The sequence below is a fragment of the Mycobacterium nebraskense genome, assembly GCF_002102255.1.
GTDB lineage: Bacteria > Actinomycetota > Actinomycetes > Mycobacteriales > Mycobacteriaceae > Mycobacterium > Mycobacterium nebraskense.
In genome coordinates, this window is sequence record NZ_LQPH01000173.1 from 120,439 (window position 1) to 140,692 (window position 20,254).

Annotated in this window: 15 protein-coding genes and 1 tRNA gene; 9 read left to right on the forward strand and 7 right to left on the reverse strand. The window is 66.9% G+C overall.

The window, feature by feature from the left end; genetic code table 11:
- The first annotated feature begins 19 nt into the window (after window positions 1-19).
- The 3 genes from AWC17_RS27825 to AWC17_RS27835 all read left to right on the forward strand — a co-directional run bounded on the left by AWC17_RS27825 (window position 20) and on the right by AWC17_RS27835 (window position 5,279).
- Window positions 20-2,596, forward strand: coding sequence for a heavy metal translocating P-type ATPase (locus AWC17_RS27825; protein ID WP_046184450.1), 2,577 nt, complete (start codon window positions 20-22; stop codon window positions 2,594-2,596).
- Between the two features lie 186 nt (window positions 2,597-2,782).
- Window positions 2,783-3,073 (forward strand): metal-sensitive transcriptional regulator, encoded by a 291-nt coding sequence (locus AWC17_RS27830; protein WP_046184442.1) that lies wholly within the window; start codon window positions 2,783-2,785, stop codon window positions 3,071-3,073.
- Between the two features lie 1,213 nt (window positions 3,074-4,286).
- Entirely contained in the window at window positions 4,287-5,279 is a 993-nt protein-coding gene (locus tag AWC17_RS27835; RefSeq protein WP_046184443.1) for a cation diffusion facilitator family transporter, read from the forward strand.
- A gap of 6 nt (window positions 5,280-5,285) precedes the next feature.
- On the opposite strand, the gene AWC17_RS27840 is transcribed toward AWC17_RS27835, so the two are convergent.
- On the reverse strand, window positions 5,286-6,581 hold the full coding sequence (locus AWC17_RS27840) for an NRAMP family divalent metal transporter (protein WP_046184444.1): 1,296 nt from the start codon (window positions 6,579-6,581) through the stop codon (window positions 5,286-5,288).
- Window positions 6,582-6,751: 170 nt separating this feature from the next.
- On the opposite strand from AWC17_RS27840, the gene AWC17_RS27845 reads away from it, so the two are divergent.
- A complete protein-coding gene (locus AWC17_RS27845) occupies window positions 6,752-8,737 on the forward strand; it encodes a molybdopterin-containing oxidoreductase family protein (protein ID WP_046184445.1) in 1,986 nt (661 codons plus the stop codon).
- Window positions 8,738-8,741: 4 nt separating this feature from the next.
- Here the strand turns inward: AWC17_RS27845 and AWC17_RS27850 are convergent, their stop codons facing one another.
- The 5 genes from AWC17_RS27850 to AWC17_RS27870 all read right to left on the reverse strand — a co-directional run bounded on the left by AWC17_RS27850 (window position 8,742) and on the right by AWC17_RS27870 (window position 16,376).
- On the reverse strand, window positions 8,742-9,818 hold the full coding sequence (locus tag AWC17_RS27850) for a PDR/VanB family oxidoreductase (RefSeq protein ID WP_082123046.1): 1,077 nt from the start codon (window positions 9,816-9,818) through the stop codon (window positions 8,742-8,744).
- 9 nt (window positions 9,819-9,827) lie between these two features.
- Window positions 9,828-10,733 (reverse strand): alpha/beta fold hydrolase, encoded by a 906-nt coding sequence (locus tag AWC17_RS27855; protein ID WP_046184446.1) that lies wholly within the window; start codon window positions 10,731-10,733, stop codon window positions 9,828-9,830.
- Window positions 10,734-10,751: 18 nt separating this feature from the next.
- Window positions 10,752-11,660: a metal-dependent hydrolase gene (locus AWC17_RS27860; RefSeq protein ID WP_046184447.1), complete on the reverse strand. Its 909-nt coding sequence runs from the start codon at window positions 11,658-11,660 to the stop codon at window positions 10,752-10,754.
- 19 nt (window positions 11,661-11,679) lie between these two features.
- Window positions 11,680-14,928, reverse strand: a complete 3,249-nt coding sequence (locus AWC17_RS27865) for a thioester reductase domain-containing protein (RefSeq protein WP_047323013.1) — start codon at window positions 14,926-14,928, stop codon at window positions 11,680-11,682.
- A 461-nt stretch (window positions 14,929-15,389) separates the two neighbouring features.
- The gene (locus AWC17_RS27870; protein ID WP_046186454.1) at window positions 15,390-16,376 is read right to left on the reverse strand and encodes a diacylglycerol kinase family protein; all 987 of its coding nucleotides are present in this window, start codon (window positions 16,374-16,376) and stop codon (window positions 15,390-15,392) included.
- 91 nt (window positions 16,377-16,467) lie between these two features.
- Here AWC17_RS27870 and AWC17_RS27875 point away from each other — a divergent pair, with 91 nt between their 5' ends.
- Window positions 16,468-17,337, forward strand: a complete 870-nt coding sequence (locus AWC17_RS27875; RefSeq protein ID WP_046186455.1) for an oxidoreductase — start codon at window positions 16,468-16,470, stop codon at window positions 17,335-17,337.
- A gap of 85 nt (window positions 17,338-17,422) precedes the next feature.
- Entirely contained in the window at window positions 17,423-18,352 is a 930-nt protein-coding gene (locus tag AWC17_RS27880; protein WP_047323011.1) for a DMT family transporter, read from the forward strand.
- Between the two features lie 22 nt (window positions 18,353-18,374).
- On the opposite strand, the gene AWC17_RS27885 is transcribed toward AWC17_RS27880, so the two are convergent.
- Window positions 18,375-18,458, reverse strand: a tRNA-Tyr gene (locus AWC17_RS27885).
- A 69-nt stretch (window positions 18,459-18,527) separates the two neighbouring features.
- Here AWC17_RS27885 and AWC17_RS27890 point away from each other — a divergent pair.
- The 3 genes from AWC17_RS27890 (at window position 18,528) to AWC17_RS27895 (ending at window position 20,213) form a co-directional block, all read left to right on the forward strand.
- Window positions 18,528-19,019, forward strand: coding sequence for a YajQ family cyclic di-GMP-binding protein (locus tag AWC17_RS27890; RefSeq protein ID WP_046182733.1), 492 nt, complete (start codon window positions 18,528-18,530; stop codon window positions 19,017-19,019).
- Window positions 19,020-19,095: 76 nt separating this feature from the next.
- Window positions 19,096-19,602 (forward strand): DUF2384 domain-containing protein, encoded by a 507-nt coding sequence (locus AWC17_RS32335; protein WP_046182732.1) that lies wholly within the window; start codon window positions 19,096-19,098, stop codon window positions 19,600-19,602.
- Entirely contained in the window at window positions 19,599-20,213 is a 615-nt protein-coding gene (locus AWC17_RS27895) for an RES family NAD+ phosphorylase (protein WP_167385656.1), read from the forward strand. Before AWC17_RS32335 ends, AWC17_RS27895 begins: the two co-directional genes overlap by 4 nt.
- Window positions 20,214-20,254: the final 41 nt, after the last annotated feature.

Consider the following 20,254-nt stretch of genomic DNA (forward strand, 5'->3'; position numbering starts at 1 on the left):
TGCTGTCGAGGAGTTCATGATGTCCGTTCTTGACGTTGGCATCATGGCGGGCGCGGTCCTAGTGATCGCCGGTTTGGCGTGGTACTTCTTTGCGCCGCGACGAGCGCACGCAGCTGCGGTTAACGACGGGGTGCAGCGGATCGAGGTCACGGTCCGCGGGGGGTACAGCCCCAACGTCATCCAAGTGCGCCAAGGCATTCCGGTTGAGATCGAATTCGACCGGCAGGAAACCGGTGATTGCAGCTCGCGGGTCGTCTTTCCGGGCCTGCAACTCTCAGCGGCCCTACCCGCGCATCAGCGCACCACCGTCAGGTTCACCCCGCGACAGTCGGGGTCGTTCGGCTTCACCTGCAGCATGAATATGATCTCGGGCACGCTGGTCGTCATCCCTAACGGCACGGCACCCGAACCGCCCGAAGCCGAAAGATTCAGCGCCGGTTCCGGTCATGCATCACCGGACGGCGCGCACGAGCCTGCTGCCGCGGACGTCGAAGCCTCCCAGGCGGAAGAACGACGCGTGGACATCGCCGACCTGACTCGCCGGGTGGTGATCGGCGTGGTGCTCACCGTCCCGGTGCTGTATGCGGTGATGGCCCAACCCCTGGGCTCCCATTGGGTGCCAGCGTTCTTACTCAACCATTGGGTGCAGCTGACGTTGATCACCCCGGTGATGTTTTACGCGGGGTGGCCGATCCATCGGTCCGGCTGGCTGGCGCTGGCGCATCGTAGCGCCGACATGAACAGCCTCATCACCCTCGGCACCCTGGCGGCCTACGGCTATAGCCTGCTCGTCACGGTAGCCTCCGGTGTCTTACCGGCCGAAGTGCGCGACGTGTATTTCGAGGCGGTCGGGGTGATCCTGACGCTGATCATGCTGGGCCGGCTACTGGAAGCCCGCGCCAAAGCCGGCACCGGCGAGGCCATCCGCGCGCTATTGGGTCTGCAAGCCCGTACCGCCCGGGTGCTGCGCGACGGCATCGAAACCGAAATCCCCGTCGCCGAGGTCGTCGTCGGCGACGAGATCCTCATCCGGCCCGGCGAGAAAATCCCCGTCGACGCCACAGTGCTCTCCGGACAGTCCGCGGTCGACGAATCGATGGTGACCGGCGAATCCATGCCGGCCACCAAACGTACCGGCGACACCGTCATCGGCGCGACGGTCAATACCACCGGCTCGTTGCGGGTGCGCGCCGCCAAAGTCGGCACGGACACCATGCTGGCCCAAATCATCCGGATGGTTCAGCAGGCGCAAGCGTCACGAGCCCCGATCCAGCGACTGGCCGACGCGATCTCCGCCTACTTCGTGCCGGTCGTGATCGCCACCGCCATCGCCACTTTCGCGATCTGGTTCATCGCCGGTCCGACGCCCGCATTGACCCAGGCGTTGGTATCGGCGGTGGCGGTGTTGATCATCGCCTGCCCGTGCGCACTGGGCCTGGCGACCCCGCTATCGATCATGGTGGGCACCGGCAAGGGAGCCGGGGCGGGCATTCTGATCCGCTCTGCCGAGGCGCTCGAAACCGCGCAGAAGCTCGACACCATCGTGCTGGACAAAACCGGGACCATCACCGCCGGCAAGCCCGCCCTCACCGACGTCCGGGTGACCGGGACGGTCGCCGAAAACGAACTGCTCGCGCTGGTTGCCGCCGCCGAGGCCGACAGCGAACACCCCATCGCCGGTGCCGTGGTTGCCGGCGCCCGCGATCGCGGCCTCAACCTTCCCGTCGTATCGGCGTTTGACTCGATTACCGGCAAGGGGGTCCGGGCCACCATCGCGGGGCTTAGCGTGCTCGTTGGCACCGCGACGTTGTTGGCCGAAAATGGCATCGAGACAGCGGAACTCGAGCACATCAGCGCCGAGCTGGCGGCCGAGGGAAAAACGCCGATCCTCGCCGCCATCGACAGGCACCCGGCCGGGGTCATCGCCGTGGCCGACACGGTCAAAGACGACTCCGTCTCCGCGATCGCCGCCCTGCGCAAGCTGGGCCTGCAGGTCGTGATGATCACCGGGGACAACGCCCGCACCGCCGCAGCGATCGCCCGCCAGGTGGGGGTCGAACGGGTGCTGGCCGAGGTCCTGCCTGAGCACAAAGCCGGCGAGATCCGCCGGCTGCAAGCCGAGGGACGCCGGGTCGGCATGGTCGGTGACGGCATCAACGACGCGCCCGCGCTGGCGCAAGCCGATGTCGGACTGGCCATAGGCACCGGTACAGACGTGGCGATCGAAGCCGCCGACATCACCCTGATTTCCGGGTCACTGGCCGGTGTCGTGACCGCGATACGCCTCTCGCGTGCCACCATGCGCAACATCCGGCAGAACCTGTTTTTCGCCCTGATCTACAACGCCGTCGGTATCCCGCTGGCCGCGGGTGTGTTGTATCCGGTGTTGGGGCTACGACTCTCACCGATGATCGCCGCCGCCGCAATGGCCCTGTCCTCGCTGTCGGTCGTCGGCAACGCCAACCGCCTGCGTCGCTACCATGCCGAACAGCTGCCGCCCGCCCAGCCACCCACGATCGAGCCTCGGGTGGAAATTGGTGGCGCGCAACGTGAGGTCGTTGCTGGCCAGGTCAAGGGATTGCAGCCTCATTCATAGCCCCGCGATCCCTCCGCCGCAATGCCAACAGATCCCGCGGATGGCACCAACGGACGTGGTAAAGATCGACCTCAAGTACCCCCACCGGGTACAGTTGCGAGCAACGACGGCTTTGGCGGCCGACGACAATTCGTCATCGGGCGGCAACCCCGAGAACGACTCGATCATCAAGCGCAGGGAGTTCGGATGGACACCGGATACGGATATGTAGCGAACAAGGACCGCTATGCTCAGCGACTCCGCCGAATCGAGGGCCAGATTCGGGGCATCGCAAAGATGATCGACGACGACAAGTACTGCATCGACATCCTCACCCAAATCAGTGCAGCCAGCAGTGCTTTACGGTCTGTGGCGTTGAACCTGCTCGACGACCATCTCGAACACTGCGTCAGCCAGGCACTTACTCAAGGAGGGAACGAGGCTGATGTGAAGCTGTCCGAGGCCTCCGCGGCTATCGCACGACTTGTTCGCTCGTGATCAAGAGGATCTCGCGGGCGACCGCGTGCCCCCAGTCAAGTGCCGCGGTGCACACATGCGCTTGCGGCCAATACCCCATGGGGGTATTGTTCTCGGCATGAATGAAACTCATACCTGTACCTGCCAATGCAAATCCACTGGTTGCGCCTGCGGTGACTCCGCCTGCACCCAAGCGGCCGGCTGCGGCTGCGGTCCCCCCGGATGCACGTGTAACGACTAACCACCCTTAGTCGCGGCCTCGGGCACTTCTCGGGGCCGCGACTGGTTTCACCGACGTTTATGCAGCCGCTAAACCGGCTTGTAGGGCCCCGGGCGACACCAAGTCGACAAAGCATCACCGCCGAAACGTCAACCCACCCGCCCTGATCGCTGGCGCAACAACGCAGGGATAACATTGACGCCCTTACCCTACCGGGGTACTGTCATACGTATGGAGGCAGCGAGATCGAGCCGCTGCAAATCTACCGGCTCCGCCCGCGGTGGCGACGCCGACTGCATCCAGACTGCAGGCTGTAAGTGCTTCATTCCCAAGTGATTACGACAGTACTCGTCAGCGTCGCTATCGCCCTGGGCGCCAGCGCCGGGCCAGCACCAATGGCCAGCGCAGACCCGAGCCCGTTCAACAACCTCAGCTGTCATTGCCAACCGCCACCGAGTCCCAGTCCCAGTCCCGACGTCTCAGGGCAGATAGCCAGGGGAATCCACGACGGTTTCTCTGCATCTGCAATCCAATTACGGCCCCTCGCCTGGAGGTCATCTCGGGTAATGCCGACCCGATGACCGAATGCGGTGCTGTTCGGCGCCCGGAGACGGCCGACGTCCAGTGCGGTAGACGGTAAAACACTCTGCCGGGGGCCGCTTACCCCAATCGGCGAGATCCGACGGTGGCCTTTCGCCCCAGCAAGGAATGCTTTTGCGACCGTCGTTGCGCCGCGGAGCATGCGATGTCGAGGGGCCGGATCACGGGCGGCCGACGAGATCATTGCGCTGGTTTCCGCCCGCCCGTTTTCGCCGATCACGGTTATCGGTCAGCTGGGCTCTCCGCCTGCTAGAACTATGGGCGCGGCGTGCTGGGCGATCTCGTGGTGGCGATTGTGGAGGACCCGTTGGCCTGGGGCCCATCGTCCCGCCGAAACCATCGGTGGGTATGTCGCGTGGGCGGGTTGGTGACTTATTATCTGCGTATGCATGCAGGTAAGCGGGCAGCATAGCGATGAGCGGGGATAGCGACCACGACCACGGGCCTGGTCACGAACATGCCCACGGACTTCGCGGCCTCGTGGCCCAACTTTTCATCCCGCACAGCCACGACGCCGCCGACAGCCTCGACATCGCGCTGGAATCCAGTGCCATCGGCATCCGGGCGGTCAAGATCGGCCTCGTCGGCCTGGCCGCGACCGCCACCATGCAGGTGGTCATCGCCGTCGTGTCCGGATCGATCGCCCTGGCCGCCGACACCATTCACAACTTCTCGGACGCGCTGACCGCAGTCCCGCTCTGGATCGCCTTCTCGTTAGGCCGACGCGCGGCAACCCGCCGGTACACCTACGGCTACGGTCGCGCCGAAGACATCGCCGGTTTGTTCGTCATCGGCATGATCGCCCTGTCGGCGATGATCGCCGGCTACGAAGCCGTCCTGCGGCTCATCCACCCTGTTGCGGTCGAGCACGTCGGCTGGGTCGCGGCGGCCGGCATCGTCGGCTTCCTCGGTAACGAGGGCGTCGCGAGCTATAGGATCCGGGTCGGCCGCCGGATCGGCTCGGCCGCCCTCGTCGCCGACGGCCTACACGCGCGAACTGACGGATTCACCTCGCTGGCCGTGCTTTTCGGAGCGATCGGCGTCGCTCTCGGGTACCCGGTTGCGGACCCGATCGTCGGCATGATCATCACCGTGGCGATTGCGGCGGTGCTGTATCGCGCCGTGCGCGACATCTTCCGCCGGCTCATGGATGCGGTGGACCCCAAGCTCGTCGACACCGCCGAAGCATGCCTTGCCGCCCGGCCCGGAGTCCGCAGTGTGCGTAGCATCCGGATGCGCTGGATAGGGCACCAGCTGCACGCCGACGCCGAACTCGACATCGATCCCGGCACCAGCCTCGAGGACGCCCACCGCATCGCTCATGACGCCGAACACGAACTGACTCATGCCGTGCCAAGGCTCCACAGCGCACTCGTCCACGCCTACCCGGCGCACCACAACGAGTAAGACGATTCAAGTCCAGCCCAGCGCCTGGGGAACCATGTAGAGCCCAAAACCGATGACCACCAGGCAAAGCGCGCGCGTGACGTATTTGTGCAGCCCGCGCATGCGCCAATGCTCGGGCAGGGCCTTGGCTTCCAGCACCAGCAGCAGGCCCAGCACGATCGGTAGCAGCAAGGCGTTCATCACTTCGACCTCCACGGCCAGGTTGACCAGGTCGACACTGGCCAGGACGAGCACCGCGCCGACGATGTGCGCAAGCGCGTAGGTGACGTAGAACTTGGCGGTCTCGCGGTTGGGCCGCTCGTTGAGCGTGTGCCGCCACCCGAAGACCTCCGCGAGCCCCCACGCCCCGGCGAGGGAGGCGACGATCGCGGCGACCAGCGCCGCCCCGAGCATGCCCAGCCCGAAGAGGACCGTCCCGCCGGTGCGGCCCAGGTACGGGGTGAGCGAGTTGGCGATTTCGCCGACGGTGTTCAGGGAACCCCCGCCGTCGTGCGCCCCCACCGTCGAGGCCATGGTGACGACCACCGCGATCATGATCAGCTGGGTCAACACCGCCCCGGTGGCCGTGTCGTAGCGGGCCTGCCGAATCGTGGCCTCCGACAACCGCTTATCCACCACCGCGCCCTGCTGATAGAAGATCATCCACGGCATGATGACCGCGCCGACGTTGGCCGCGACCAGCAGCAGATACGACGAATTGCCCAGCGGCATCGAGGACATGCCGTCCAGCAGCGCGTCGAGCCGCGGCCGCGCCAACACCATGGCGACCAGGAACGCCAGTTCGGCCGAGCCGACGATGAGGCCGATGCGTTCGACGCGCCGGTAGCTGCCGGTGAACGCCAGTGCCAGCAGCGCGGCGGTCGCGATCGGGATGCTGACCCACCGCGAGACGCCGAAAAGTTCGCCCACCCCGGCGACGCCGGCGAACTCCGTCAGCAACGCCCCGATCGCCGAGGCGAACAACGTGAAGGCCGACAGCCACGCCCAACCGCGGCCGAACCGCTCCCGGATCAGCGCGCCATGACCGCGCTTGGTGACGATGCCGAGCCGCACCGTCATCTCCTGGACGCAGTAAAGGATCGGCATCAAGATCAGCTGCGGCAGCACCATCCGGTAGCCCCATTGGGAGCCGGACTGTGAGGCGGTGATCAAGGATCCCGCATCGGTGTCCGCCAGCATGACCACGAGGCCGGGGCCCCAGACCGCCAGCAGCCCCCACCGCACCCATCGGCCGCGCGCCCGCAGAGATACCGGCGGCTGGCCGTCGAATTCTTCCGCCACTGGTGTGGAGGTATCGGTCACCCTTGCCCCATTCCTTCAGACGACTGCGTTCGCGCGAGCCCGACTGCCGATGATAACTAAGGCTCCCCTAACCGACACCGTTTCACCGAAGAGCGCCATTCTCAAAACTGCGCATACATTCTCGAAAATGCGATAGGTCTTCTCCAATGGCGAGAGTACGTTACCGAGGTATGCAAACGGTCCGGAGCTTCTGCCGCGTCTGCACGTCCGTCTGCGGCATCCTCGTGGATGTCGACGGGGACGAGGTGATCCGCGTCCGCGGCGATCAGGACCATCCCTTCTCGCACGGATACACCTGCCCGAAGGGCCGCGCACTGCCGCTGCTGCATCATCATCCGGACCGCCTGGAACGGCCCCGGATGCGGGCGGACGGCCGGCTGCAGGACACCACCTGGGACGCCTGTCTCGACGACCTGGGCACGCGGCTAAAGGACATCATCGAACGGCACGGCCCGGCGTCGGTCGCGTTCTACTTCAGCACGATGGAGAGCGCCGGGTTCCGGATGGCCGAGGCCCTGCACGCGGCGATCGGCACGCCGGCCAAGTTCAGCCCCCTGACCATCGACGGCACGGCCAAACCCCTGGTCTCGGATCTGGTGGGCGGGTTCATGGGATTGTCCGGCCGGACGGACCTGGACAACGCGGACTTTCTTTTGCTGGTCGGTGTGAATCCCGTTGTCTCACATGGCCATGCGATCTCGATGCCGAACCCGACCGGCACAGTGCGCGACATCACTCGGCGCGGGCAGGTCTGGGTGATCGACCCGCGGCGCACGGAGACCGCGCGGCTGGCCACCGGCCACCTGGCCCCGCGGCCCAGCACCGACCACGCGGTGCTGGCCTATCTGGTTCGCGAGATCCTATGCGACGGCATGAAATCCGATGTGCCGGTTCAGGGTATCGACGCGCTGCGCGCCGCGGTGGAGCCGTTCACGCTGGAGCACACCGCGAGGCTTGCCGACGTCACCGAGGCGGAGCTGACGCGGCTGTGCGCTGCGGTGCGCGCCGCGAAATGTGTGGCGGTCGAAACCGGGACGGGCGTCACCATGACGGCCGACCGGGCCAACGTCACCCAGTGGCTCGCCTGGGTGCTGATGATCCTGACCGGCGCGATGAACCGGCCCGGGGGGACGTGGTTCCATCCCGGATTCGCTTACCAGTTGGAGGCTTTCGGCGACCTGCTGCCGATCACACCGATCGAGGGATCATTCGGCCCCGGCCCGAGCAGCCGCCCGGAGGCGCAGGCATTCATCAACGAGTGGCCCTGCGCCGTGCTGCCCGACGAGATCGCTGCCGGCAACGTCCGCGCCCTGATCAACGTCGGCGGCAGTCTGGTCACCTCATTCCCGGAGACGGCCAAGCTGATCCCGGCCCTGCAGGATCTCGAAGTGTTCGCCACGACGGAGATCATCAACAACGAGACCACGGAGTTGGCCACCCACGTGCTGCCGACCAAGGATCCGCTGGAACGGCCCGACATCACCATCCACGACATCCTGAGTTCGCGGGTGTCCGTGCAATACAGCCCCGCCGTCGTCGCCCCGGTGGGCGAGCGGCGGTCGATGTGGTGGGTCTTCGCCGAACTGGGCCGCCGGCTCGGTTATGAGCTCGGCAGTCTCGGCGATCCGGACAGCAGCACCGACGACGACGTACTCACCGTTCTGTTGGCCGGCGCGCGGACCAAGTACGACGAGGTGGCGGCCAAGGGATGGGCGGAAGTCCCGCGGGAGCTGCCCGCGGCATGGGTCGACGAGCACATCGAGCGGATGGGCGGCTGGCGCCTCGCGCCGCCGCTACTGGTCGATCAGCTCGCCGCGCTCGAGCCGCCCGCGCCATTGGTGATGGTGCCGCGCCGACAGCGCAAGAAACTCAACGGGCAGCTGGACTTTCTCGGCGAACCCGCCGAGATCCTCATCCATCCCGACGACGGCGCCGCGGCCAGCGTGGCGGACGGCCAACGGGTGACCGTCCGCAGCGCGAACGGGGAGCTCACCGGCGTCGCGAAGGTCGACGATTCGATCCGGCGCGGGGCGGTGTCGATTCCGCACGGCCACCACGAGGCCAACGTCAATCGCCTGACCAACAAGGACGACATCGACGTGGTGACCGGCATGGTGCGCTACTCCGGGATACCGGTGAGCCTGCACCCGGCGTGAGTTCTCAGGCGTCGATCACCAGGCGATCGCCTTTCGCCCGAGAGACGCAGACCAGCATTTCGCCGTCGCCCTCCACGGTGCGGCCGCGGCGATCGACTTGCCCCGCAATCACTTTCACCTTGCAAGTGCCACAGAATCCTTGCTGGCACGAGTAAGCGGTCGTCGGGTCGCCGTCCAGCATGACGGCCAGCGCCGACCGGTTCCCCGGCACGCTGAGCACGCGCTGTGAACGCGCGAGTTCCAGCTCGAACGGGACACCGTCCACGATTGGCGGCGGGCCGAAGCGTTCGTAATGCAATGGCGCGTCGGCATGTTGGTCGCGCACCGTACGTACCGCTTCGAGCATGGCGGTCGGGCCGCACACGTAGACGGCCGTCCTCGGCCCGGCGTCGGAGAGCAGTTCCTCGGCGGTGGCGATGCGGCCGCGCTCGTCATCGGCCCACACGGTGACCCGGTCGGGCGCCACCGCCACCAGCTCGTCGAGTAGCGGCATGTATTCCCGGCTGCACCCGGCATACACGGCGCGCCAATCGATTCCGCGCTGCTCGGCGAGCCGGATCATGGGCAGGATCGGTGTCACGCCGATTCCGCCGATCACGAACAACATCTCGCGCTCGTCGGTGACGAGATAGAACGCGTTGCGGGGGCCGTCGAACTCGACGGCGTCGCCCACGTCGAAGCTGTCGTGCATTTCGATCGAGCCGCCGCCGCCGTCGGCGATCCGACGCACCGCGATGCGGTAGTCGGTGCGCCGCCCGGGCGGACCGCAGAGTGAATACTGGCGGCGGCGGCCCGAAGCCAGCCGGATATCGATGTGCGCGCCCGGGGTCCAGGACGGCAGCAAACCGCCTTGCGCGTCGGCGAGCGTCAACGCGACCACGTCGGGCGTCAGAAGTTCGCGCTTGGTGACCACCGCGGTGTTGGTCCGCGGCACCGGCACGACCCGCGACAGGTCCCAGCGCGACGCCGACGCCAAACCGCCGAAGAGGGTGCCCACTCCCCACAACGCCGTGTAGAGGCGATCGCGCTTGCGGCGACCGTACAGGTCGGCGGGTCTGCTACTCCAAATAGCATGTGCCACAGCGAATTCCTAAGCGTGTCGAATGTCGATGACCTGGTTGACCCACTCGGCCGTGAGCTCGGCGATGACCTCGGGATGGGAGGACACCACCCAGTGTCCGCCCTCGATCGGGACGACCCTGCCGTTGGGCGGTATCGAGCCGGTGAACCGCTGCAGGGGCGGCGAGACGAAATAGTCCTTGCGCGCCACCAGCACCTGCACCGGGACGGTGGTCTGCGGCAGCTGCTTTCCCGGGGCCAGGAACGGCCCCGGCATGTTGGCGCGGTACAGGTTGAGCCCGTTGATGTAGTCGCGGATCGATCGGGTGGTCGCCGCGCGCCGCCGGCCGCCGCCGCGCGGCCGGCCGATGAGTTCAACCGCGGCAAAGACTGTCACGGATGCCCGGGACCAGATCGCCAGCTCGGGCACCCCCGGGCACAGGAAGAACCAGATGTAGGACGACGCCAGAGCCTGCTTGAGGACGTCGAACACGCCGCGGGGTGTGCGCGGGGACCGCAGGAACTTGCCCGCGTAGTTGAGGTGCGGTCCGGAGATCGACGTGAACGAGGCGACTTTGCGCATCACCGCGTCGTCGGTGACCGCCGCCCAGGCCTGGATCGAACCCCAGTCGTGCGCCACCAGGTGCACCTGGCCCACCCCGAGGCTGTCGATCACCGCGCCGATGTCGGAAACCAGTTGGGGCAGGCGGTATCCCGCGCGCTTCGCCGGCTTGGAGGATTCGCCGGCCCCGCGCACGTCGTAGGCCACGAAGTTGTGGTGACCGCCGAGCTCGTTGGCGACCCCGTCCCACACGTGGTGGTTATCCGGGTAGCCGTGAATCGCCAAGATCGTCGGGCGCCCCGGGTCGATCTCCGTGTGGGCGTGGACCGCGAGGGACACGCCGTCGGAGGCGATTACGTTGGTGGACTGAGTCATCCGTGCGTGCTCCGAAAGTCAGTGCGCTGCGCGGGCGGCGGGCGACCGGGCCAGATAGTCGACCGCGCGCCCCACCCCACCCAATTTGGACGGGTGGAAACTCGGCGTGTAGTAGGCGCCGATGACCCGCAGGAACTGGAAGGGCCCGGGCACCAGGCCCCGCCGCGCCGCGCTGAAGTAATCGCGCCAGCGCGGTTTGCTGCCCGGCGGCAGGTACGGGTCGACCGAGTACATGAACCGCACGCCGCGGATGAACAACCACAGCAACGCCGGCGTCACCAGCAGCTGGGTGCGCACTTGGCGCCAGTACCCGCCGCTCAGGTGCTTCATGGTGTCGAACGCGACGGCCTTGTGTTCGACCTCTTCGGCGCCGTGCCAGCGCAGCAGGTCCAGCATCACCGGGTCGGTGCCGAAGGCGTCGTGTTGCGGGGTGTCGAGGATCCATTCGCCCAAGATGGCGGTGTAGTGCTCGAGGGCCGCCACCATCGACACCCGCTCGAGCAACCAGCTCTGCCGCCGCCGCCGGCCCCAACCCGGCCGGTCCCCGATGAGCTTGCCGAACAGCCAGGCCATCTGGTCGGTGAACGGCGTTACGTCGATGCCCTTGGCCGCGAAGTGGTCCAGCACCCCGGAATGCGCCTGCGAGTGCATGGCCTCCTGGCTGATGAATCCCTGTACGTCCAGCCGCAGCTGATCGTCTTTGATCATCGGCAACGTGTTCTTGAACGCGTCGACGATGAACTCCTCGCCGGCCGGCAGCAGCAGATGCAGCACGTTGCAGAAGTGGGTGGTGAAGGGCTCGTTCGGCACGTAGTAGAACGGCAGCGTCGCCCAGTCGAAGTCGACGTCACGTGCCTGCAGGACGATCCGCTCGTGGTCGAGCGAGGCGTCATGCGGACCGGTCGCCTGGTCGTCGACGGTAAACATGGTGGACCCCCTTGAGTCGCTAGGCGCTGCGTTGCGCCTCGGCCTCAGCCTCGGTGATCAGGCGCTCACTCCGCAAGAACCGGACGAGATTCTCGACCGTCTCGGTGAGCGCCGGCTCACGCAGGCGGACCGTGGCCAGCGCGCGCGCACGTTGGTATTGGGTGTTGCCGTAGCGCTTGTCCCGCATCGCCGCGATCTTGTCCGCCGAGCGGGTTAGGAAATCGACCAGCGGGTAGATCGGGTCCCGCGGCGTGCATCGACGGTTCATCTCGGCGGCGAACGACGGGATGTCGCGGTAGACGAAGCGGTAGCCGTAGCGCTCGGACAGGACCCGGGTGATGTCGGTCAGGTTGTAGTAGTCGTCGGCGGTCATATTAAAAACATGACCGTAGACGGCATCATCGGCCGGCAGGTCCATCAGCGCGACGATGTGATCGGCGATCAGGTCCGCCGGCAGCAGGCTGAGCTGGTTGAGCGCGTCGGCGGCGACGCCGTGCTCGATCATGAACGCCAAGGTGCGCACCAGGATGTCGTCCTGGCTGCCGAAGCCCGCGCTGGTCGGTGAGATCAACGAGGGCCGGAAGATGCGCACGTCGAGCCCCTGCCGCTGGGCGGCGAAGGCCAACTGCTCGGCGACCCACTTGGTCTGCGAGTAGCCGAAGTCCAGGGCGTTCATCTCCGGGTTCGCGTCGGACTCCCCGACCACCGGCTTGACGCTCCACCCGTAGATGAAGGTGCTGGATACCAGGTGGAAGGTCTTGCGGTGCGCGGTCATGGCCAGGCGCAGCAGCTCGTGCGTCCCGATCACGTTGGCGGGCCGCAGGGCGTCGTAGGTTCTCACGTAGTTGACGAGGGCGCCGTTGTGGACGATGGCGTCGACGCTCTCGGCCAGACGCTGGAATTCCGCCTCACCGAGGCCGAGCTGCGGCTCGGCGAGGTCACCGCAGACCACGCGCACCCGCTCGCGGACCTCGGCGTCGAGAGCCGGGGACCACAGCCGGGCCTTGCGCAGCGACGCGACGATCCGGTCCAGCCCGTGCGCGGAGTCCGTGGCGCGAATCAGCGCGTGGACGGTGTGCGACGTCCGGCCGAGCAGGCTGCTGACCAGGAACGGCCCCAGGAAGCCGGTCGCGCCCGTCAGCAGGATGTCGCTGTGCGCGCCCGACCGCGCCGGCGGCAGCGCCGGCAGGGGAAGCTGCGCGTCGGCCCGCATCCGCGCGAACTCGTACGCCTCGTACTCGGCCGAAATCTGGTCCAGCGCCTGACGTAGTGCATCCAGCGGCTGCCCCGACCCCTCACCGAACTGCCGCATGAGACGGAAGAACTCGGCGACCGTCAGGCGCTGCAGGAGACGGGTGTTGACCTCCTCGGCCAGCTCTCCGGCGCCATGTTCTTCCAGTAGGGCCTGCAGGTCCGAACGGAGCTCGGCCAGGGCCAGCGAGTCGATGCCGAGATCGGCGAAGGAGCAGTCCTCCTGCCCGGTGAGGTCGTAGCTCTCGATGAGGTGGCGGAAACGACCGAGGGGACCCGTGCCGGCGTCCGGCCCTCCGTGGGTTTTCTGGACCCAGCTCGCCAGCACGGGGAGCTTCCCGTCCAGCCAGAGCTGGCGGGTCTCGGCGCGCCTGATCTTCCCCGAGGTGGTCTTGGGGATGCTGCGCGCCGGCACGAACACGAGGGTGTGCGGATCGATGTGGCCATGCCGGCGGATCGCACGCGCGAGCGCCTTGGCGTCCGGCAGGTCGTTTTCGTCGCGCACCTCGGCGACGACGACCAACACTTCCTCGTCCTCGGGCTCGACCGAGAACGCGGCGACGCAGCCGTGACGGACCTGCGCGGCCGAGCGCTCAACGACGGCCTCGATGTCCGACGGGTAGCAGTTGACGCCGCGGACGATGATCAGGTCCTTGGTCCGCCCGCAGCAGAACAGTTCACCCTCGTAGAGGAAGCCGAGGTCGCCCGTTCGCAGATAGGTGTGTTCGTCATCGCCTTTGATCCGGGCGCCGAAGGTCTCAGCGGTGACATCGGGGCGGTGCCAGTAGCCGCCGCCCTTGGACGGGCCGTTCAGCCAAATCTCGCCGATTCGCCCCTCCCCCAGGGCCTGCCTCGTTTTGGGATCGACGATGCGGATCACGTTGCCGGCCACGGACTTGCCGCAGCTGACCACTGCGGCCTGGTTCTTGTTCTCGGCCCGGATCTTTTCGACCCGCACAAGGTTTTTCTCCAGCGCTCGCTTGTTCAGCGTCAGAGTCTGGCGTCCTCGTCCGGTCACACCCAGGGTATTTTCGGCCAAACCGTAAGCGCCGGTCAGCGCTTCGGGCCGCAGACCGTAGGGAGCAAAGCGCTGCCGGAAGCGTGCGAAGGTCTTTGCCCGGAGAGGCTCCGCGCCGACAAATATGGTTTCCAGACTGCTCAGGTCAATCCCGTCCAGCTCGGACGCGGGCAGCTTGTCTTCGCGCACACAGTACTCGAGCGCGAAGTTCGGCACCGGCGTGTCGGTGGCGCGCACTTCGCTGACGAGCCGCAGCCAGGCCGACGGCCTCTTGAGGAAGTCGAGCGGTGACATCCCATGCGTGGTCCCACCGAGCACTACTACGAACAAGTAAGCGGAGATCAGGCCCATGTCGTGGTGCTGCGGCAGCCAGCTGACCGCCACCGGGTGGCCCGTGGCGGCCGCGGCGTTGGCGATGACGTTGGCGTGGCTGACGATCACGCCCTTGGGATCGCTGGTGGACCCGGAGGTGTACTGCAGGAAGAGCACCCGGCCGGGCGTGTCGGCCACGGGCGGGCCGCCGTAGTCTCGCGTGCCATCCGTCGCCACCCACGGCAATTCGGGAAGCCGCTCGGCGTCCGGCCACGGCATTGCGCCCTGTCGGTTACCGAGCAGCAAGCGGAAGTTGTATTCGAACTCCTTGGTCGACAGCACCGCCTTGGCCTGGCAATCCCGCGCGATGTAGCCCAGCTTGGCCAGCCCCGCTTCGAACGACATGGGCAGCGGGGGGCTCACCGGAACGGCGATCACTCCGATGCGTGCGCAGGCGTAGAACGCGGCCACCATCTCCAGGCTCGGCGGGTAGACCAGCAGCGCGCGATCCCCCGGCTTGAGCCCGGCCTCGGCGGACAGGTAGGCCGCCAGCTCGCGCGTCCGCTCGGCGAAACTCTCGTAGGTGTAGCGCTCGAGCTCGCGGCAGTCGTCGTCCACGAAGCGGAAGAGGGTCTTGTCCGGCGTCCGGGCTTCCCACATGTGCAGATAATCAATGAGCGTCTCCATGGCAGGAGCCACCCCCTTCCAGGTTCACTATGAGCGCTAAGAAGTTCCGCATCAATCGATAACGTCTAATGTAACTCCGCTGATAGGCGTCAAGCAAAGCCTTTGAGATCTTTTTGTGGCACTGCACATTAATTTCACAGCATCGACTTATCCGCCATGCCACATTTAGTGCCGACGAGGGCGGAACTACGGACTTCAGTACTTCATGACCACGGGTGAGCAGCGGCTTTGATCTAGTCGCACTCCGCAACCGCGTGAATACTGATTTGCGAATTTGCGGTAATCATGAATTGTCGATCGCGAAAACCAGATGCAATTCAGGCGCTATTGCGTAGGCGCACCGCAAAAGGGCATAAACGAGCCCGAAGCGGTTTTCGAATCTCGCGTCTGCCCGCGCGGGCTCGGACCAAGTTCCGCCACGGGTCACCCCGTCGGCGATGCTGATCTACTGAGATACGGAGTCAGCGGGTCCGGGCGACACGGATGAGCGGGCCGGCGCGGGCCACCAGCCTGGTGATACCGACGAACCTCTCGCCGTCGATGATCGGCGAGAGCGGTTCCCCCTCGGCTTCGATGATCATCTCGCGGCCGTTGACGTCGCGTACCCGACGACCATGGACCGTGCCGTTGGTGAGTGCCGCGGGCAGCTGCACGACGATGCTCGAGGGTCGCACCTCGCCGGCCTGGAAGTGCAGCGCACCGGGATTTTCGGCCTTCGGGAAAAGTCGGAACGGGCCCCCGATCCGCAGGTCGATGGCGCCGGCGTGCAGCAGCCGGTGTGTCCGCGTCGGAACCTCCTCACCGTCGATGACGACCCGGGCGCGCGTCGGGGCGAACAGCACGGACGCGTAATTGGAGTTCCGCGAGCGGCCGACCTTGGACGCGAGATAGTCGCGAAACGAGCGGCCGATCACCCGAGCGACTTCCCCCCGGCCATGGTCGGGCTTTCCGTAGTACATGTCGTAGAACCGGTTTCCGACACCGCCGGCGGCCAGCCCGAAACAGAGGCGATGGAACGGGGCGCCGTCCGCGGTTTCGCCGTCGAGTTGCAAGGTGTCGAGGCGCATCTCGGGCGGGGGCCGATCCGCCGCCGCGGCGGCCGCCAGCGCCCGGATGATGGCATCGGGCCGCCCACGCACCCGCGCCTTGCGGGCGACCGCGTTGACGCTGCCCCCGTTGGTGGGCACGAATGTCGGCCAGCGTTGCGGATCGCTTTCGCACCGCTCGATCTCGTTGATCAACCAGTGCAGCGCACCGTCGCCGCCGTCCCCGACGAGGTGAGTGACCCGCGGATGGAGCCGGTCCAGGGTCTTGCCGAGGTCCTCGATCGAAGCGGTTTCGTGCACCTCTCCCCACGGGCCGACGATGCGGCGCAACTCGGCGACACGGTCGCCTCGCCCGCGGCGATTCCTGCGCGCGAGCGGATTGACGATGACGCCTAGATACATCCGTGGGGTCCAGGTGAGGTTCCGCCGGCCATCCCACGCACGATACCTGCGGCGTTCTGGTGCGCGAGATCGCGTAATTAGGGTGGGCTGCATGCCTGGTTGGACCGCAGCAGACCTGCCCTCGTTCGCCGGACGCACCGTCGTGATCACCGGGGCCAACGCCGGACTCGGCGAGGTCACCGCCCGCGAATTGGCGCGGGTCGGCGCCCACGTCGTGCTGGCGGTGCGCAACACGGAGAAGGGCAAGGTCGCCGCCGAGCGGATGACCGGTGACGTCGAGGTGCGCCAGCTCGACCTGCAGGACCTGGGCTCGGTGCGGCGCTTCGCCGACAAGATCGGCACGGTCGACGTGCTGGTCAACAACGCCGGCATCATGGCCACCAAACACGCGGTGACGGCCGACGGCTTCGAGGGCCAGATCGGCACCAATCACCTCGGCCACTTCGCCTTGACCAACCTGCTGCTGCGCAGGCTCACCGACCGGGTGGTGACGGTGTCGTCGCTGATGCACCACTTCGGCTACATCAGCCTCAAAGACCTGAACTGGCGGTCGCGCCCGTATTCGGCGTGGCTGGCCTACAGCCAGTCCAAGCTTGCCAACCTGCTGTTCACCAGCGAACTGCAGCGGCGCCTGGATACCGCCGGCTCTTCCCTGCGCGCGCTGGCCGCCCACCCCGGCTGGTCGCACACGAACCTGCAGGGCAACTCCGGGCGAAAACTGGGCGATGCGGCGGTATTGGCGGTCGACCGCATCGTGTCCACCGACGCCGACTTCGGCGCCCGGCAGACGCTGTACGCGGTGTCGCAGGATCTGCCGGGCGACACCTTCGTCGGCCCGCGCTTCGGTCTGTATGGCCGCACCCAGCCGACCTGGCGTAACTGGCCGGCCAAGCGGGCGGGCACCGCCGCGGCGCTGTGGGAGCTTTCCGAGCAGCTCACGGGTACCGAGTTCCCGCTCTGAAGCCACGCCCGGGCGGTCGATTTGCCGTAGCTCGATTAGATTAGTGACAAGTCAGTGACGCGCTTGCGGCGCGAGGAGGTCATCCATGTCGAGGACTGATATGGCGGCGATCCTTGCGCTGTGCGCCGCGCTGGCGTCGGCGATCGGCAACGTGGTCCGTCAGCGGTCCGCGCAGGAGGTCACCGACAAACCGGTCGGCCACCTGGCGCTGTTCGGCATGCTGTTGCGCGATAGGCGTTGGTGGATGGGCGGTCTCGGAGACATCGCCAGTTACTGCCTGCTCGCTGCGGCCCTGGACAAGGGCTCGGTGCTGTTGGTGATGTCGCTGCAGGTGACCGCGTTGCTGTTCGCGTTGCCGGTCTATGCGCGGATGAGCCGGCACCCTGTCACCCGCGGGGAATGGACGTGGGCGGTGTTGCTGACCGCGGCGTTGGTGGTCGTCATCGCCGTCGGCGATCCGACCGGCGGCCAGGAGCGGGCGCCGGCCCAGGTCTGGCTGATCGTGGCCGTCGCGATGGGCCCGCCGCTGCTGCTCGGTTTGCTGGGCGCCCGGATCTGGTCGGACCGCCCTGTCGCCGCGCTGCTGCTCGCGGCGGTCGCCGGTTCGCTATTGGCGGTGTTCGCGGTGCTGATGAAGGGCGTCGTCGACATCCTCGAACACAACCCCGATCAGTTGTGGACCAGACCCGAGGTGTACGGCTGGGTGTTCTGCGGAGCGGCCGGGATGATCTTCCATCAATCGGCCTATCGCGCCGGCGCTTTGACCGCCTCGCTGCCGACGATCATCGCCGCCAAGCCCATCGTGGGCGCGGTGCTTGGGATCACCGTGCTCGGCGAGACGTTGGACGCCCGCGGCGCGGACTGGGTTGTGCTGGCGGTGGCGGCGGTGCTGGTGATCGTCGCGACGGTGGGCCTGGCCCGCGGCGAGGCCGCGACCGTGTCGGCGGGCGCCGGGCGCGACGTCAAAATCGACGACGAGCCGAAAGCGGCGTCGCCACAACGCTTGAGCGGGTGAAGCCTTCGCTCTGACGGAACCTTGGTGGCAGGTACAGGATTCGAACCTGTGAAGCTTTCGCGACGGATTTACAGTCCGCTCCCATTGGCCGCTCGGGCAACCTGCCGCCAGACAGGTTACAACGAGGGGGTAGACAAAGCACAAACGGCCATCACCGGATGAAGGGACGGATCGAATGGCGGACTCATCGTTCGACATTGTCAGCAAAGTCGAGCGCCAAGAGGTCGACAACGCACTCAACCAGGCCGCCAAGGAACTGGCCACCCGCTTCGACTTCCGCGGCACCGACACCACGATCGCGTGGAAGGGCGACGAGGCTATCGAGCTGACGTCGTCCACCGAGGAACGCGTCAAGGCCGCCGTCGACGTCTTCAAGGAGAAACTCATCCGGCGCGACATCTCGATGAAGGCCTTCGACGCCGGCGAACCTCAGGCGTCCGGCAAAACCTACAAGGTCAGCGGCACCCTCAAGCAGGGCATCGACAGCGAGCACGCCAAGAAGATCACCAAGCTGATCCGCGACGACGGGCCCAAGGGCGTCAAGACGCAGATCCAGGGCGACGAGATCCGCGTCACCAGCAAAAAGCGCGACGACCTGCAGGCCGTCATCGCGATGCTGAAGCAGGCCGACCTGGACGTCGCGCTGCAGTTCGTCAATTACCGGTAGCGCGCGTCGCCGGCAGGCGTGCGTGCGGTTCGTGCAGTAGAATGAACTGCACGAACCGAACTTTGGAGCGATCCCTATGATCACCGTCGCCGAGCTGACCACCGCGCACGAGCGTGTCCGCGCAAGCGCCCACGCGGTGGGCGTCGCGTTGTCGTCGGTCGCCGTGTACACCGAGCCCGCCGTGGCGCGGGCGGTGCAGGCCGAGCAGAACCTGTACGCCCGCATCGAGGCCGAGTTCGGGATGCTGAGCAGCACCGAGGCCGGGAAACGGATGGGGTCGCGGTCCAGCGCGCCGCGCAACCTGGCCACCACCGCCCACCGCGGTAAGGCGCTGGTCGCCGTGCGACGCGGCAACTACCTCGCCTATCCCGGGTTCCAGTTCGGCCCGGACGGGAAACCGCTGGCGGTCATCGCCCGGCTGCGCGAGGTCGCGGAGGGCAACGGCTGGTCGGAGGCCGGGCTGGTGCAATGGCTCTGCTCGCCCACCACCTATCTGGACGGGGAGCGGCCCGTGGACCGCCTCGCCACCGATCCGGACCGCGTCGTCGCGGTCGCAGCGGAGGCCCTGGCCGTCTCGTGGTGAGGCGACCACCGGACCCGTTCGAACCGGCCACCGCCACCTTGCCGGCGGGACACCCGCTCTACCGGGTGCTGTCGGCGACGCGAACCGCCACCGACTTCAACCCCGGCATCGGCGCCCGCACCCGCTTCGGTTTCTTCGGCGACCCGGTCGTGCCGATCATGTACGCCGCCGACACCGAGGACGCGGCCATCGCCGAGACGCTGCTGCACGACATCCCCGCCGACGGCGGCCTGCTCCCCTACGACCAATACGCGGACAAAGTGCTCGTCCGGCTGGAAGTGACCCGAACCGTGCGCCTGGGCGTGCTGCACGGCACCGGGCTGCGGCGCCTCAAGGTCACCGCCGCCGAGCTCACGTCGGGCCCGGCCTCCAGCTACGACGCGACGGTGCGCTGGGCCGAAGCCGCTCACGGCGCCGGGCTGGACGGGCTGGTGTGGATGTCGCGGCAATGCAACGACACCAAGGCCTACGTCTTCTTCGGCGACAGGTGCGGCAAGGCGTTCAGCCAGGACCCGTCGCATGCGCGTATCTTCGCCAGCCCCGCCGACCAGATCTGGCTGATCGACCGGTGCGCGCCGCTGCACGTCGACGTGCTGATGGAGCCGTTATGACGATCACTGGCCCGGCCAACCGGTGGGTGCCTAATGTAGTG

Coding starts and splice junctions, on each gene's coding strand:
- AWC17_RS27830 (WP_046184442.1), top strand. CDS start 2,783: ATGGACACCGGATACGGATATGTAGCGAACAAGGACCGCTATGCTCAG.
- AWC17_RS27860 (WP_046184447.1), bottom strand. CDS start 11,660: ATGTTTACCGTCGACGACCAGGCGACCGGTCCGCATGACGCCTCGCTC.
- AWC17_RS27870 (WP_046186454.1), bottom strand. CDS start 16,376: ATGTATCTAGGCGTCATCGTCAATCCGCTCGCGCGCAGGAATCGCCGC.
- AWC17_RS27855 (WP_046184446.1), bottom strand. CDS start 10,733: ATGACTCAGTCCACCAACGTAATCGCCTCCGACGGCGTGTCCCTCGCG.
- AWC17_RS27825 (WP_046184450.1), top strand. CDS start 20: ATGTCCGTTCTTGACGTTGGCATCATGGCGGGCGCGGTCCTAGTGATC.
- AWC17_RS27835 (WP_046184443.1), top strand. CDS start 4,287: ATGAGCGGGGATAGCGACCACGACCACGGGCCTGGTCACGAACATGCC.
- AWC17_RS27845 (WP_046184445.1), top strand. CDS start 6,752: ATGCAAACGGTCCGGAGCTTCTGCCGCGTCTGCACGTCCGTCTGCGGC.
- AWC17_RS27865 (WP_047323013.1), bottom strand. CDS start 14,928: ATGGAGACGCTCATTGATTATCTGCACATGTGGGAAGCCCGGACGCCG.
- AWC17_RS27875 (WP_046186455.1), top strand. CDS start 16,468: ATGCCTGGTTGGACCGCAGCAGACCTGCCCTCGTTCGCCGGACGCACC.
- AWC17_RS32335 (WP_046182732.1), top strand. CDS start 19,096: ATGATCACCGTCGCCGAGCTGACCACCGCGCACGAGCGTGTCCGCGCA.
- AWC17_RS27880 (WP_047323011.1), top strand. CDS start 17,423: ATGTCGAGGACTGATATGGCGGCGATCCTTGCGCTGTGCGCCGCGCTG.
- AWC17_RS27890 (WP_046182733.1), top strand. CDS start 18,528: ATGGCGGACTCATCGTTCGACATTGTCAGCAAAGTCGAGCGCCAAGAG.